General features: G+C 30.3%; 11 protein-coding genes and 1 pseudogene. 9 read left to right on the forward strand and 3 right to left on the reverse strand.

The window, feature by feature from the left end:
• Positions 1-143 precede the first annotated feature (143 nt).
• Positions 144-2,162, forward strand: a complete 2,019-nt coding sequence (locus CLMAG_RS20585) for a methyl-accepting chemotaxis protein (protein WP_066626853.1) — start codon at positions 144-146, stop codon at positions 2,160-2,162.
• A 275-nt stretch (positions 2,163-2,437) separates the two neighbouring features.
• Positions 2,438-4,189 carry a methyl-accepting chemotaxis protein gene (locus tag CLMAG_RS20590; RefSeq protein ID WP_066626854.1) on the forward strand — a complete coding sequence of 584 codons (1,752 nt, stop codon included), beginning with the start codon at positions 2,438-2,440 and terminating at the stop codon, positions 4,187-4,189.
• A 94-nt stretch (positions 4,190-4,283) separates the two neighbouring features.
• Here the strand turns inward: CLMAG_RS20590 and CLMAG_RS20595 are convergent, their stop codons facing one another.
• A complete protein-coding gene (locus CLMAG_RS20595) occupies positions 4,284-5,267 on the reverse strand; it encodes a MarR family transcriptional regulator (protein WP_066626856.1) in 984 nt (327 codons plus the stop codon).
• Positions 5,268-5,405: 138 nt separating this feature from the next.
• Between CLMAG_RS20595 and CLMAG_RS20600 the strand changes: the two genes are divergently transcribed.
• Positions 5,406-5,969 carry a spore coat protein gene (locus CLMAG_RS20600; RefSeq protein WP_066626858.1) on the forward strand — a complete coding sequence of 188 codons (564 nt, stop codon included), beginning with the start codon at positions 5,406-5,408 and terminating at the stop codon, positions 5,967-5,969.
• A 112-nt stretch (positions 5,970-6,081) separates the two neighbouring features.
• Here the strand turns inward: CLMAG_RS20600 and CLMAG_RS20605 are convergent, their stop codons facing one another.
• Together CLMAG_RS20605 and CLMAG_RS20610 are read right to left on the reverse strand one after the other, a co-directional pair.
• A complete protein-coding gene (locus CLMAG_RS20605; protein ID WP_066626860.1) occupies positions 6,082-7,869 on the reverse strand; it encodes an ABC transporter ATP-binding protein in 1,788 nt (595 codons plus the stop codon).
• On the reverse strand, positions 7,869-9,611 hold the full coding sequence (locus CLMAG_RS20610; RefSeq protein ID WP_066626862.1) for an ABC transporter ATP-binding protein: 1,743 nt from the start codon (positions 9,609-9,611) through the stop codon (positions 7,869-7,871). Before CLMAG_RS20610 ends, CLMAG_RS20605 begins: the two co-directional genes overlap by 1 nt.
• A 257-nt stretch (positions 9,612-9,868) precedes the next feature.
• Here CLMAG_RS20610 and CLMAG_RS20615 point away from each other — a divergent pair, with 257 nt between their 5' ends.
• The 6 genes and pseudogenes from CLMAG_RS20615 to CLMAG_RS20640 all read left to right on the forward strand — a co-directional run bounded on the left by CLMAG_RS20615 (position 9,869) and on the right by CLMAG_RS20640 (position 16,863).
• Complete coding sequence (locus CLMAG_RS20615) at positions 9,869-10,432, forward strand: TetR/AcrR family transcriptional regulator (RefSeq protein ID WP_066626864.1); 564 nt, start codon at positions 9,869-9,871, stop codon at positions 10,430-10,432.
• 183 nt (positions 10,433-10,615) lie between these two features.
• Positions 10,616-13,000: an endopeptidase La gene (gene lon / locus CLMAG_RS20620; RefSeq protein WP_066626866.1), complete on the forward strand. Its 2,385-nt coding sequence runs from the start codon at positions 10,616-10,618 to the stop codon at positions 12,998-13,000.
• A 201-nt stretch (positions 13,001-13,201) separates the two neighbouring features.
• Positions 13,202-13,630: a flavodoxin gene (locus CLMAG_RS20625; RefSeq protein WP_066626867.1), complete on the forward strand. Its 429-nt coding sequence runs from the start codon at positions 13,202-13,204 to the stop codon at positions 13,628-13,630.
• An 87-nt stretch (positions 13,631-13,717) separates the two neighbouring features.
• Positions 13,718-14,280, forward strand: a pseudogene (locus CLMAG_RS20630) (DUF3793 family protein).
• A 363-nt stretch (positions 14,281-14,643) separates the two neighbouring features.
• Positions 14,644-16,176 carry a DUF4153 domain-containing protein gene (locus tag CLMAG_RS20635; protein ID WP_161487011.1) on the forward strand — a complete coding sequence of 511 codons (1,533 nt, stop codon included), beginning with the start codon at positions 14,644-14,646 and terminating at the stop codon, positions 16,174-16,176.
• Positions 16,177-16,284: 108 nt separating this feature from the next.
• Complete coding sequence (locus CLMAG_RS20640) at positions 16,285-16,863, forward strand: hypothetical protein (protein ID WP_066626868.1); 579 nt, start codon at positions 16,285-16,287, stop codon at positions 16,861-16,863.
• Positions 16,864-16,875 lie beyond the last annotated feature (12 nt).

Below are 16,875 nucleotides of genomic sequence, written 5' to 3' on the forward strand. Positions count from 1 at the left end.
AACATATTCCATTATCACAAAAACTCTGATAAAATTTAGTTACATTTTTATCAAAAAAATAAAAAATGATAGAAATTATTGCTGAATTTTAAAATTTATTTAATTTAATTTAAAATTACATATCTAAGGAAGGATGGGTATTTGTGAAACTAAAATCTAAGTTGCTAGTCTCGTTAATAGTTCTTATTATATTTCCACTTGTAATTGGTATAGGTATTACATACTATAATATTAGAAATAATATTAGTAGTATAGACGAAAAAAAAGCATATGACAATATTAATAATGTAAACAACTACATGAATTTTATAGTTAATAATCATACACAGGCTTACGGAGGATATACCCTTTGGAGCGATTTTTATGATGCAATAAATGAAAAGAATACTGAGTGGATTAGTGACAATGTTTTTAGTACTGTAAAAGAAGATACAAGCAGTGAAGCAGTTATAGTTATAAATAGCGATGGTAGTGTCTTATCAGAAATTAATTCCCCTTCTGAATGGAAAAGCATTAATTTTAAAAACTTTAGATTATTAAAAAAATTCACAAATAATGTTCCATGTGTTAGTGGACTTGAAATGACCTCAGATGGCTTGTATATTGTAAGTATAGCTAAAGTAGTAAAGAGTGATGATGTTAGTTTTAGCAATTATAATGGTTATGTTCTTTATTCAAGAAAGATCAAAAATTCTGCTAATGCTGATGACAAATTAAAGAAAGGCCTTATGGATCTAGGGAAAGATGTTACAGGAGTTGAAATTACCTTAAAGCTTGACAATGGCAGTGAAATATCTACTAGCAAGAATAACATGACTGTTAATTATAAATCCTCTGATTTTAAAGGTGATGAAATAAAATTATCAAAGAAAACTGAAGGAAATGTATTAGATATACAAACACAAAAGGTATTAACTGATGCATCAAATAAACCAATAGGAGTACTTTCAGTAGAAACTAAAAGCACTGCCGGTATTATTGCTTTAAATGAATTAGCGAAGAATTCAATAGTTTTAATACTAATATTAATATTTTCTGTAATAATAGTATCTCTTGTAATAATTTATACTGGTTTAAAACCATTAAATATTATGATAAATCAGTTTAATAGAATAGCAGAGGGGGATTTAACAGCAAATGACGAAGGAAATGTTTTGGAAGGATATTCTAAGAAAAAAGATGAAATAGGTGAATTTTCAAGAGCATTTCATATAATGAAGTCAAGTATTCGTAATATGATTTTGAATATTAATAAATCTGTAGCTATAGTTGCAGATACATCAAATGTTTTATCCGACATAGCTAAAAATACAAATAAAGTAGCAAATGAGACTACTATTACTATAGATAGTATGGCACAGGAAGTAAATAAACAATCAAATTATGCTACTTCAATCTTGGAAATGATGGAAAATACACAAGCTCATATTAATAAAGGAACCAATGAATTAGCTGTAGCAATTAAAAGCATCAGTAATGCTAGAAATATTGTAAATAATAGCAATCAATCTATGAAAGATGCTACTAATTATGTGCAAATAATGTCAGAAAGTCTCGATAAATCATCAGAATATATAACTAAGTTAAAAAATCATTCTAGCGAGATTGGAAGCATTGTCAATGCAATTAGAGGTATAACAGATCAAACAAATCTCTTGGCGTTGAACGCATCTATTGAGGCTGCTCGTGCAGGGGAATATGGTAAAGGTTTTGCTGTTGTTGCTGATGAAATTAAAAAATTATCTGAAGAATCAAGTAATGAAACGAAACGTATTGAGCAGCTAGTAGGCGATATTCAAAGTGAAACTAATTTAACTGTACAAACTATGGAGAATAATTTAAGTGCCTTTAATAAACAAGTTCAGCTCATAAAAAGCGGAGAAAGTGGATTATTTAATGCAGTTGAAAATATCAACAAAACTGAGGAAAATTCAAGACAGCTTGAAAATATTTTAAATGTTATTAAAAATCATATAGCGGATACTTTTGTAAATATTAAAAAAATTACTGATTCCATAAATGATTCTGCCAAGGATTCAGAACAGTTATCAGCTGCATCAGAGGAGCAGCTTTCCATAATTAATGAATTAGCAAAAAGTGCAGAGGATTTATCCGGGCTTGCAGAAAATTTAGAGGACGAGATAAATAAATTTAAAATTTAAAATTTAAAATTTATTCCAGGTGAGGCGATTATAAATCCATAATAGCTTTACCTGGAATTATTTTGTTAAATTTCTTCAAGCTCAGTTCCGTCCAATTTAACTCCAACTAGAATTCAGAATTTTAATTCTATATATTATGTTTATAAAAATACTATTAAGAATAAGTTATTAATTACGATAATTAATAGTATATTGTCTGATTAAGTAAAAAGTTAGACAGTGAACAATTGTGGAGTTCCACAAACTATTAAAAATACATTTTAAAGGAGTCACATATGATAAAATTATTTAAAAATTTAAAAATCTCAATTAAATTAGTTTCAATAGTTATTTTTCTAGCTATATTTATAGCTATTGTAGGATTTATAGGGATGAACGATATGAATAAAATAAACTCTAATGCAAAGATTCTTTATGACTATAATTTGAAATCTACCCAGGAAATAAATGCTTTAAGACAAAACTATTCAGACATTAGAGCAGCTATAATTAAGATGGCTTATAAGGAAAGAAAAGAACCTGGTGAAAATGAAGAAATTACAGTAGAAATGGATACTTTAACTAAAGAAAATAGAGAACTATTTGCAAAGGTAAAAGCTACTAATGAAATGATGAGAGTTTATAAAAGCAAAGAAGAAGTGGAAGAGGATAAGAAGATTTTAGATAAAATTGATAACGCATCTAAGGAGTATTTAGCTGCTGGGAAAAAAGTGGTTGAGTTTGGAGCATCAGGAGATTACCAATCTGCAATAAGTCAAATTTCTGGAGCCTCAAAGGCAAGAGCAGCCTTATTCGAAGGACTAGATGAGCTCACTGCTAGAGGTATTAAAGAAGCAGAGTCAATATACGTATCAAATAATACAACATATAATAATTCTAAATTTATGATATTGGCCATTACAATATTAGGATCTACTTGTGCACTTATATTGGGATTATTAGTTGCCCTATCAATTTCAAAGGAGTTAAAGAAAGTTGTTAGATTTGCTGGAGAATTAGGCAATGGAAATTTAACTAAGGATATAGATATTGATTCAAAGGATGAATTAGGGGATATTGCTATAGCATTAAACAGAGCAAAAGAAAATATGAAACTTCTTATATCGGAAATAATTAATGGTGCTAGTGATGTCAGTGCTATTAGTGAAGAACTATCAGCTACATCTGAAGAAGTTTCTTCAAAAATGGATATAGCAAATGACGCTACTAAACAAATTACTGAGGGGATTAAGGATTTAAGTGCCACAACTGAAGAAGTTAGTGCATCAACTGAAGAAATAGGAAACACAACCACTGACCTAACTAATAAAGCAAATAATAGTTTTAAATCTGCCATTGAAATTAAGAAAAGAGCTGCTGACATTAAAGCGAAAGCTATTAAAAATATAGAGCAAGGAAATACAGTATATGAAAAGACTCGCAGTAATATATTAAAAGCTATAGAAGATGGTAAAGTAGTTAAAGATGTTACTATTATGGCAGACTCTATTGGGTCTATAGCTGAACAAACAAACTTACTTGCACTAAATGCTGCTATTGAAGCTGCTAGAGCTGGTGAAATGGGAAAAGGCTTCGCAGTAGTAGCAGATGAGGTGAGAAGTCTTGCTGAACAAGCTTCTGAAGCAGTAGCAAATATTCAGAGTATGGTAAATAAGGTTGAGGAGGCATTTAGTAATTTATCCAACAGTGGTGAGGAGGTTTTAGAATACCTTGAAACAGGGGTAAAGCCAAGTTATCAATTACTTATGTCTACAGGTATTCAATATGAGCAAGATGCAGAGTTTGTAAATAATATGGCAAGTGACATAGCTGCTTCATCAAAGCAAATGAAAGAGGTTATAGATCAAGTAGCTAGTGCAATAGAAAACCTATCTGCAACTACTGTTCAGTCATCTAGTAGTTCTGAGAATATATTGAGTAGTATAAATGAAATAACCTATGCAATTACAGAGGTGGCAAAAGCATCTCAAACTCAAGCTAAAACTTCTCAGAAGCTAACAAATGTAACTAATAAATTTATTGTCTAAAAAATCATTTAAGAAGGTATCTAGATTTGAAATTTATACAAATCTAGATACCTTCTTCACTTTTTTAAACTATTATATTTTATAGATGTCCCACTTAGTACGTCCTCAAAATGATATTGTTTATCAAATCATTTTCAACAACATGGTTCATTTTTGAAATCAACGAGTTTATATATGTTAAATCATTACCAAGATTTTTTAAAGGGGTTATGATGTCAATATTTTGAAGATTGTTTTTAATATCATAGGATAATATGGCTTCTCCAATATCGCTTATAGTTATATGAATTGAGTTTTTCACAGATCCCTTTTGTTTGCAAATTAATTGCTTTTTATAGAGATTACTAACAATTAAATTTGCAGTTGACTTTGACCAAAAGCCTATTTTACTAAGTTCTGAAGAGGTTATGTTGGGAAAAGCCTTTATAATATTTAGTGCTCTTAATTGAGGGTATGTTAAGTTACAATCAATAAGTATATTTGAATGTTTAGCCTGAATTGTAAGTACAAAGATCCTGATTAGATTATAAATAAACACAAGCTTTTTCGTATAATCCTTTTCGTCCCGTGAAAAGTCACTAAAATCAAATTTAAGCTCTAGCTCATTTAATCTTTCTATGTATTCAAGTATGTACTTGTTATCTTCTGTTATAATGGCAAACTTAAAAGTATTAAGTAACAGTTCTAATTCTTTATAAGTAAACTTGTTTAACAATTTTAAGAGAGCTATATTTGAGTCTTTTTTTATCTTTGTTTCTAAAACTTTTTCTTCTCCCACTGGGGTTAACCTAAGAGTATGAGTTTTTTTATTTGAGGTTTCCTCTCTATATATTAATTTTTTTTGAAATAGTATCTTTATAATATCCGAAACTGTGGGTGGAGTCCAACAGCCAATTTTTGCAATTCTATCTTGAGATATACCGGGAAAACATCCAAGTATCCAAAGAACTCTGAGTTGAGGCAGTGTTATATTGTGCTTTTCAACTTCAGAATTGTACGTATATTCAATTTTTAAAAATAGATATCTTGATAGATTATAAAAAGAATGGAGCTGAAAAGCAATATCATTTCGTTTCATATTTTACCTCTTGTAATATAATTTTTAGTCGATAATATTATATCATATTTATAGAATAATAAAATATTTTAGGGGAAACATTAATTGTGGAGTAAACAAAATAGAAACAATAAAAGTTAACAAGTAGGAGGGAGTACTATGCAATTAGCTGCTCATGAAGTACATGATTTACATGAATTAACTATGAGTTGTGTAAACTCAATAACTAATATGGCTATGTTTATAAATGCAACTAAAGATCAAGAATTAAAGTCTATGATACAAGGGCATTTTCCAGCACACATTCAAGATTATAATATGAAAGTTGAGTTTTTAAGTAAGGTAAATGGCTCTACACAAAAATTGAATGTGCCACAGTTAAACAAAAGCTTGCAGGATTATACTAAGTCACCTACTAGTAATTTTCCAGCAATTACTCCAAGAACCGATGTACAGCAGATGAATGATAGAGAAATCGCAACTGCATATCTTTTGACTCTAAAGAGAGCAGGAAGGGAATATGCTTGGTCTGCTATGGAAGCAAGTAATCCAAATATAAGAGAATTTTTAAAGGATGCATTTACTATGAGTTGCAACCATGCCTATGATGTTTGGCAATACATGGTTAGAAAAGGATATTATCCACTAGAACCAGCACCTCAGAGCACAATAAATACTATATCCTCCATATATGGTGAAGTTGCTGAGCATGCTTTGGTTTAGTAGTTTATGTTTTTATATTATTGATATATAGATAAAAACCACAGAAAGTTGACTTATCCTCCGAATAAGTCAACTTTCTGTGGTAGTTAAAATTCCATCTAGAAACCTATAATTAAGCTCCTTCACTGAGAAACTTATACTGTGACATATATAGATTATAGTAAATTTCTCTTAAGTTCATGAGCTCTTTATGAGTTCCGATTTCAACTATTTTACCATGATTAACTACCATTATTTTATTACAATCTCTAATGGTTGAAAGTCTGTGAGCTATAACAAAGGAGGTTCTTCCTTGGAGCAACTTTTCAATACCCCTTTGAACCAGCTTTTCTGTTTGTGTGTCAATGTTTGAGGTGGCTTCATCAAGTATTAATATTCTTGGGTCTGCCAAGAGTGCTCTTGCAAAGGATATAAGCTGCCTCTGACCAACGGATAGTCTAGAACCTCTTTCCTTTACTTCTGTATCATAGCCATTTTCAAGGTTCATTATAAAATCATGGGCATTAACAGCTTTAGCAGCGGCAATAACCTCTTCATCTGAAGCATCAAGGTTACCGTATCTTATATTTTCCCTAATAGTAGTGGAGAAAAGGAAAGTATCCTGAAGCATTATTCCCATTTGACTTCGTAAAGATTCAAGCTCTACATTTTTAACATTCATTCCATCTATCAGAACCTCACCAGCTTCAGTATCATAGAAACGGCTTATAAGATTAACAATAGTAGTTTTTCCTGAACCAGTGGCACCAACTAAGGCTACAGTTTCGCCAGTATTAACTTTAAAGCTTACATTATCTAGAACCGCTGCACCATCTTCATAACCGAAGGTAACATTCCTAAATTCTACTTGTCCTTTAATTTCAGGCATTTTAGCTGCATTATTTGTATCTTCAATATCTGGTGTTACGTCCATTATCTCAAATATTCTTTCAGCAGCAGCAAAGTTCATTATAAGAGTATTGTAGAAATTACTTATTTCAAGAATTGGTCTCCAAAACATACCTATATACATGCTAAAGGCTATAATGGTACCCATACTTACACTATTAGTGCCTATCAATTTAGCACTATACCAATAAAGCACCACCATGCCCAATCCCCAAGCTGTATCCACTAGAGGCCAAAATAGGTCGTTAAGTCTTACTGCACTTAGGAATGCATCCATCATATCTTTAACTAGTCCAAAGAAAGTATTAGAAGTCTTGTCTTCTCTAGCAAAGGACTGAACTACCTTTATACCAGAAAAATCCTCATGGGTATAGGCATTGAAGGTGGAACGCTTTCTTCTAAAGTCTTGCCATCTTCTTCTTGAAAATATTTGAATGGAGAACATACTAATAGTAAGAAGAGGAAGTAATGCTATAGAAGCTATAGCTAATTTTGGATTTAAGTAAAACATCATAATTCCAACGCAAATAATAGTTAAAAGCTGAGGGATAAAGTTGGTTACACTATTATTAAATAAGTCCTGAAGGGAGTTTACATCTCCCATAACTCTAGCTAGTATTTTACCTACAGGTCTGTTATCAAAGAAAGAAAATGACAGTTTTTGAATATGAGTGTAAAGCTCATGTCTTATTTTTAAAAGTATATCATTGGTAACAGAAGCCATTTTTATTGTCCGTATTCTTGAGGCAATCATGGCAATAAAATTTAATATAAGCATAAATAAACCAATTATTAAAAGTCCTTTCAAATCATGATTTTTTACATTTTTATCTATGGCTACTTTTAGAAGATAGGGATTTATAAGGTTAACTATCATTACAAATATTAAAAGTAGTAATACTGAAAAAACCTTTAATTTATAGAATCGTAGGTACTTAAAGAGCCTTTTACTTACTTCTAAGTTAGACAGTTTCCTTAAATCTTCATCCTGTTTAACTGTATTTCTTGCCATTATACCACCTCCTTATTTGAAGTTAGAGCATCAAAATTTTTAAATTGTTCTCTGTATATTTCGTAGTACTTACCTTTACTTTCGAGAAGTTCTTCATGAGTTCCACTCTCCGCAACACGTCCATTTTCGATATAAACAATTTGATCAGCATTTTTAACTGCGGAAATTCTGTGGGCAATTATAAAGGTTGTAGCGTTTTTATGTCTGTCATTTAAATTTTTAAGGAGTTTATATTCAGTTTCCATATCCAGAGCAGAGGTAGCATCATCGAGAATAAGAATACTAGATTCCCTTATCAGTGCTCTAGCAATGGAAAGTCTTTGTTTTTGACCACCTGAAAGACCAATACCTCTTTCACCAATTACTGTATTATATTTACCATCCAATGCCTCAATAAATTCATCTGCACAAGATAATTTGCAGGCTTCCTTTATTTCCTCCAAAGAGGAAGCTTCTTTACCGAAATAGATATTTTCCTCTATGCTAGCTGAGAATAGAAAAGTATCCTGAGAAACTACAGCTATTTTACTTCTTAAATCTTTAAGATCTATGTCCTTAACATTATGGCCATCAACAAGGACCGATCCATCAGTTGCTTCATAGTAACGTCCAATAAGATTTATAATGGAAGATTTTCCAGAACCGGTAGTTCCCATCAGTGCAACTGTACTTCCAGCCTTTATTTTCATATTTATATTTTTTAATACATATTCATCCTTATATTTAAAGGATACATTCTTAAATTCGATATCTCCTTTTATTTCTGGAAGACTTATAGGAGTTTCATTATTTTTAATTTCAGGCTCAATATCCATGATATTCATTATTTTTTCAGCAGAAGCATTTGCCTGTGCTATTATATTGGTGAGCCAACCGAGCATTCTCATAGGCCAAACTAACATCCATATATATCCACTAAAGGCTACTAAAGTACCAATGGACATGGTGTCTCCCATTACAAATACTCCTCCTAGTACAACTAATAATAATATAGACACATTAGTCAAAAATTCAATAGGAGGAAAATATGTTGCCATAATTTTATTTTGCTCCATACTTAGATTATAGTTTTCCTGATTTAGTCTTAAGAATTTCATTATTTCATATTTTTCTCTTGCAAAGGCTTTCACCAATCTGACTCCAGATATATTCTCTTGAGCAGCTGTATTTAATATTACTCCTTGGTCGCTTAACTTACTATAGGATTCGCCTATTTTCTTCTCGAACTTAAGAGCAAGAATAGCTATAGGTGGCATAGCAACGAGACATATAAGGGTAAGTCGCCAGTCTAAAAACAACAGTATAAGGGAAGCAGTTATAAAATAAATCATATTTTCAATAAACAACCTTACTCCGAAGGATATAGATTTCCAAACATTATCAACATCTTCACCTATTCTTGACATAAGTTCACCTGTATTCATGTTGTCAAAATAACCAAAGGGCAGACTTTGAATATGATCAAATAAATCTTTTTTTATATCTATACTAATCTTTGCTGATAATACATCGAATAGATATTCTTTAGCATAACCAAGTATAGCTCTGCTAATAGTAATACCTATAAATCCCCATAGTATAGGCCACAGCAATTGTTGATTTCCTCCTATGAAAACTTTATCTGTTATTGCTTTCTGTAGATAGGGATTGAACATATCTAGTAGTATAGCTAGAGTCATTGCTATTGAAGGAATTATTACTAGGGCTTTATAGTTACAAACATATTTAAAAATTCTTTTCATAAATAGGGCCTCCTTTCTTAAAATAAATCATTTTTCACAATGAAAAAATCATGGATGTACCATGATTTTAGAATCATAATTTAATAAGAAAAATTATATATATAAGTTTGCTGATTTATTTCAATTTAAGAGTACAGGTTTTTATAATTATTGTCAATAAGTTTCATTTTGGTAACTTAAGCCTTAGAAATAGATAAAAAAATTGTTTGACAATAAATGAATGATCATTTATTATATAATTCAATAGAGGTGTGTAAATGAGAAAAAAAGATGATCAAAAACAAAAAAATATAAAAGAGGCAGTAATTAAGTTAACCTTAGAAGAAGGCTTTCATGGTACATCTATCTCTAAGATAGCTAAGGTAGCAGGAGTTTCTCCAGCTACAGTCTATGTTTATTATGAGAATAAAGAACTTATGTTTCAGGAAATTTATCTAGAATATTCTGAAGAAATCTTTGATAAGCTACTCAGTAAAGTTCGTAAAGATATGGATGGAAAAGAACTTATGGAGGTGCTTGCTCGAAGTTATTATAACTATATACAGGAGAACGAAGAGATATTTCGGTTTGTAGATCAGTTTTCTAGTTGTCCTGCTTTAGCAAATAGTTGTGGAGAAAAGAAAGGTATTAAATATTTAAATAGATTATTAGATGAACAGAAAAAGAATAAGATTATAAAAGATATTCATAACTACAACCTAAATGCCATGATCTTTTCACCAATAAAAGCTATAGCTATTAATCACTGTATAAGAGAAGAGGATAAATTAAAATTGCTTAAAGAAATAATAATTATCATACAGTCTGCATTGCTTTTATGATACATCAGAAAGAGAAACTTAAACTAGGTAAGGTTGCTTCACTATAGAGCGTTGGAGTGGGCAGTTATCGGATTAAAGCGAGATTAATTTTGTGCAAAAGTAAAACAGAAGAATCTCGCTATAACTTAAGGTATATTTAAACGAACATTCATTTAAATTATAGAGTAAAGAGAGGATATATTTATGATGAATATTGAAAATAAAAATAGAGAAGGAATGATAATTCCAGTTTCAGCAGTTGCTTTATTGCCTAATATGGAGTACACTCTTAAACTTAGCCATTTTACGGAAGAAGAAATGAGATATTTATCTAAAGAAGATGGTGTAAGTATTGCATTACCATTAAAGAAGAACTTTAATCAAAATGCATTAAAGGAAGAGGATTTCTACAGAATAGGACTTTTATTTGAAGTAAATCATATACAAAAAATAGACACAGGATATGAAATTAAGATAAAGATTATAGAAAGAGTTCAAGTTATAGAAATTACATTTGAAAATGGATTTATTCGTGGTGAATATGAAGTAGCTTCAGACATTATTGATTTATCTGAAGAAAGTATAGAAGAAATGCTTGAACATATAAAAACAATTTCCTATGAGATTAGTGAAAATTTCACAGGAGGAAAGAATTTTATTAAAACAATTGATGATATAAAGGACCTAAATAAATTAATGGGGTATCTTGCTCAATTTATGCCTCTTTCCAGTGATAAAAAGTATGAATTAATTAATATTCAATCACTAAAGGAAAGAAGCTTAAGATTTATGGACTATCTATTAAAACAAAGGGAAGTTCTTAAGTTTCAGTTTGAGGTAGCAGAAAAGATTTCAGAAAAAGCTAATAAAAATTATAGACAATCTGTATTAAGAGAGCAATTAAAGGCAATTCAAGAAGAGTTAAATGAAGGCAAGGAAAATAACTCAAAGAAAGAGAAAGACTATGCACAGAAGATTGAGGAAGCTCAGATGCCAGAAGAGGTTAAGAGTATTGCCTTAGAGGAATTAAATAAATTAGAAAATCAAAATCCTAATAGTTCTGATTATAATGTAATACGTAATTATCTGGATCTATTAGTACAACTTCCTTGGAAGACAGGAGAAACAAAGGATATTGATTTAGAACAAGCAAGAGCTATTTTAGAGGCCGAGCATTATGGCTTAGAAAAAGTGAAGGAGAGAATATTGCAGCACTTAGCTGTTATGAAACTTAAAAGGGATAAGAAAGGATCTATCTTACTGCTAGTTGGACCTCCAGGAACAGGTAAGACAAGTCTTGGAAAGAGTATAGCGGAAGCTCTTCATAGAAAATATGTTCGCTTGAGTTTAGGTGGTGTAAGGGACGAAGCAGAAATTAGAGGTCATCGTAAAACTTATGTAGGAGCTATGCCAGGTAGGATTATTCAAAGCATTAAGAAGGCTGGAGAAAAAAATCCAGTGATGATTCTGGATGAAGTAGATAAGCTTATGAGTGGTCATAATGGTGATCCCGCTAGTGCACTCTTAGAAGTTCTTGATCCAGAACAAAATGATACCTTTACAGATCATTATTTAAATGTTCCTTACGATTTATCAGAGGTATTCTTTATTGCTACAGCTAATTCTCTTCATAGTATACCTGGTCCACTTTTAGATAGAATGGAAGTTATCCAAATATCCAGTTATACAACTAATGAGAAATTCCATATTGCAAAGAACCATTTAGTACCTTCTGTTATAGAAGAGCATGGATTAGTAAGAGAACAGCTAGAGATTGAGGATGAAGCCTTAAAAAAAATAATCAGTGAATATACCTTAGAAGCTGGTGTCAGAGGATTGAAAAAACAATTAGCTGCAATTACAAGAGTAGCTACAGAGAAAATTGTATCTAATAAGGTAAACATACCTTTTAGAGTTACAGAGGATAAATTGACAGATTTACTAGGCAAACAAGTTTCAAGGCATGACAAAGCTCAAAAGGACAATCCACCAGGAGTTGTAACCGGACTAGCATGGACTTCCGTTGGAGGAGAAATACTGTTCATCGAGGCTGCAGATATGTTAGGAAATGGACAAGTGATTTTAACTGGTAAGCTGGGAGATGTAATGAAGGAATCCGCTAGAATTTCTCTAAGTCTATTGAAGTCAAGATTGCCAGTTAATAGCTTTAATTTTAAGGAAAGAGATATCCATATTCACGTACCTTCTGGTTCTGTTCCAAAGGACGGTCCTTCTGCAGGTATTGCTCTAACTACAGCACTTGCGTCGCTTGCAACAGGAATCAAAGTGGATTCAAAGATTGCAATGACTGGAGAAATAACTTTAAGAGGAGCTGTACTTGCAATTGGTGGCTTGAAGGAAAAATTATTAGCTGCGGAAAGAGCTGGGATAAAGAAAGTACTAATTCCAAAGGACAATGTAGTAGATTTAAAGGATGTACCTGAAGAAGTAAAAAGTCAGTTGGATATTATACCTGTTGAAACTATTGAGGAAGTTCTAAAGGAAACTTTAGGAATATCACTTCCTAGATTAGAACAGGTAGTAAGCTTAAAAGATAGTTCTGAAATACTTGAAGGTATTTTAGTATAATAGAAAAAGAGTCTGTATCTTAAGTTGATGCAGACTCTTTTTGTTGTTTCAACATAATTTATCACTATAAAATACTAAAAAAATATATATATTTATTTTTAAGAAATAAATTCTAATTAATGAAGATTTTTTATTGACAATAAGAAAAATATAATTTATACTATTGATATTGAGAATCATTATCAATTAAGGAGTGATAGTATGAAAAACATAGTTATAATTTATTGGAGCGGAACAGGTAATACAGAAGCAATGGCAAATGGAATTGCAGAAGGTGTTAAGTTAGAGAATGTACATATTAAATCACTTAATGTAGGTGATGCATCTGTTGAAGATATTATAAATGCAGATGTTGTAGCACTTGGTTGCCCATCTATGGGAGCAGAAGAATTAGAAGAATCAGAAATGGAACCTTTTGTAGATTCAATCTCACAGGCTATAAATAATAAAAATGTTGCTCTATTTGGATCCTATGGATGGGGTGATGGAGAATGGATGAGGAATTGGGAAGACAGAATGAAGAATTGTGGCGCGAAGCTTGTGCAAAATGGCTTGATAATTAATAATGAGCCTGATGATGAAGGATTGGAATTGTGCAGAAAATTAGGAGAAAAATTATCTAAAGCTTAATGTAACTAATTAAAAGTAATGGAGGATGAATTTATGAACATAAATCAATTAGATAACTTTGTAAATATTATAAATAATTACGATAACATGGAATACTTATTTTCTACCATAGCCCGTAGTGCAGGGCCTACTATAGCAAAGGAAAAGGCATCCTCCTTAATTACTTTTAGTAATAATAATAGGAATTTACAGAGCATCTGGGAACAATTTAAAAGCATAGTGGAGGAAAAGCTAGATGTTAACTATTTTGAATTAAAAAAGGATAAAACTAGCACTATAGTATTATTTTATAATGAAAAAAAATTAGATAGTATATTAAAGGAAGAAAAAATATTCAGTTTTTAAAAAGGTTTGGATACGAAAATGATATGAAATTAGAAGATGCATTAATTCTTTTAAGCAAGCGCTTTGAAAATTTATGTCCTCATGAAATAGGAATTTTCCTTGGATATCCTGTAGATGATGTAGCTTTTTTTATTGATTGTCCAAATGAGAAATGCAAAATGGTAGGATATTGGAAGGTCTATCATGATATTGAAGAAGCAAAAAACATATTCAAAAAGTATGATGATATAAAAAATAATATTATTAGTCTAATTATAAAAGGAATTAAGCCAACAGAAATATTAAAATACAAGTTAGTTTCTTAATGTATGATTTCACAGATGAACTAACCAGCAAAAAAGTCAGTATCTTATAGATGTGAGCCTTTTGTAAATGGATAACTTTAAAATTTATATAAGAAAGATAAAATTATAAAAATATAAGAGGAATCTAACAAATATAAATAGCAAAAAGAATAAAGGAAGGATGTGAAACTTTTAAAGTAACACATCCTTCCTTTATTCCTAAAATGATAGATATGGATAAGTTATGAATTACAATACATTTTTGTTGAAAAACAATAAAAATGTATTGTAAAATAAGAAAATTATTATATCATGTATAAAAGGAGAGGATGTTTAATATCAGATAAAAAGATACATAATTTTATAATAAGAAAGGGGTTTAGAATGGAAAGATATTTTATAAAAAAAGAAAAAATAAATCATATAGACAATAGTATAAGTGGATATGAGAAGGCTATAACCATGAGCAGTTCTCTAATCCTTGCATTATGTATAGATAGGTTTTTCATAGACAAATACTGGGGTATATCCGTACCTATTTTTACTTTAGTAGCTCTTGCTTTCTTCCTGTGGTCAGTAAAGAGTATAGGAAAAGAAGAAAGTAGTGTATTGAATTTTAAAGAAAACAATGTTCTCAAACTGACTATTTTAACATCTATGATCCTTATTGCAATTACCTTTGTATTGTTTTCAAATAGAGTGTTAGCTTTTTTTAACACAATTTTCATAATAGGTACCTTTACTGCCTATGCGATCATAAAGACCAATAGAGATGTTTTAGAAGATGCTTGTATTTTAAAAAAGGTAATAGAAAGATTAATACCAAGAGTTTTTGCAAATTTCCTCAAACCTTTTATGTTTTTGAATGAATTAATTAAGAAGATGAGTAAAATAGAAGTTAATTCGGAGGTAGGCAAAGTACTGAAAGGCATAGTATTAGCGCTGCCTATATTAGTAGTAATTTTAATACTTTTAAGTTCTGCAGACATGATTTTTAATTATTATTTAAGTATGGTGTTCACAATATTCGATAATTTTCAGTTGTTTGATTTAATTCCTCATTTAATAGTTATTACTTTATTTTTCCTTTATATCTTTGGATTCATATGGAGCTTTAAGTATGAAGGGATTTATGAAGTTTCAAAAACTAAACAACTATTTAACTTCGAAGCCTTAACAGTGATGCCTGTACTATTAATGCTTAATGTGGTTTATTTGATATTTACTGTAATTCAATTTTCTTATCTATATGGAGGAGGTAGTGCAGTACTTCCTTTAAGTTTCACTTATGCAGAATATGCTCGCAGGGGATTTTTTGAACTAGTTACAGTTACTGTGATTAATTTTACTATAATCTTATGTACTATAAAATTTATGAAAAGAGAAAATGTAAAACTAGAAAAGTATAATAATATTTTTTTAAGTCTTCTTATAATATTCAATTTCAATATGCTTTTTTCTGCTCACTATAAAATGTCACTTTATGAAAATACTTATGGGTATACTTATTTAAGAGTATTCGTCCATATTTTTATGCTTCTGCTTTTTATACTATTTACAATAGCTCTTTTAGGAATATGGGTAAAAAAGATACCTATAGCAAAGCTTTGTATAATATCTTCTATAGCAATGTATGTAGTGTTAAATTATATAAATGTGGATGTATTTATAGTAAAAAAGAATATAGAGTTGTATAATAGGACACAGAATTTAGATGCGAATTACTTAGGTCATCTATCCTATGATACTCTGCCCTATTTAATTCAATTTACTTTGAATGATAACTCAGAAATAGGTAAGGAATTAAAAAGAAAGCTTGAAGATAGAACAGAAACAGTTTTAGATAAACAATACAACTGGTATGAATTTAATTATTCCAGATATAAGGGCAAAAAGATACTAGAAAAACTAGAATAATTGATTTAAATCGAAGTCTAAATTCAGAAAAAGTGTTATAATGCGAGTATAATTTAGTATGATGCAATTTATACCATACTTAATTATATTAATGATCAGGAGGGAAAAATGGGTAATTTTTATTTGGCTAATGCTAGTTCTATTAATTTAAATTTTCTAATTTATATTGAAAATTTATATGAAAATTATAATTACTCTACTGAAACTAAGAATATATTTCCGTGGCTGCCCTTGAATAGAGAGGCTTTACTAAATGAAGGTGAACTAAGAATTAAGGCTAAAGGGTTATGGTCAACAATTTTTAATTCGAATGATTTATATGAAAATGATATAGATTACTGGATAAACAATAAGTTCTCTTTCAGCTATTTATTCAAAGCTGATTCAGTTGGAATTGAAGCATATGAAATAGTAAAAAAGTCCTTTGAATCATGGTACTGGGGAATTGGGTACAGGTTATGTACTGCTATATTTTCAGATCCTCTTGTAGAGGATTACCATGATAAATTAGTAGCAATGGCTAAAAATAAAAAATTGCTATTAAAGGACGTAAAGTTTTACTTACAGGTGATTTACGATATTCCTCCTAGGGAATGGCAATTAAAAAATGAAAATATGATTGTTATATCACCTCAAACTCAGCTGCCTACAGTAGAAGAACTATTTGGCATGTGTTCGGTTAGCTAATACTTATATAGT

This window comes from Clostridium magnum DSM 2767, assembly GCF_001623875.1.
In the GTDB taxonomy this organism is placed as follows: domain Bacteria; phylum Bacillota; class Clostridia; order Clostridiales; family Clostridiaceae; genus Clostridium_AM; species Clostridium_AM magnum.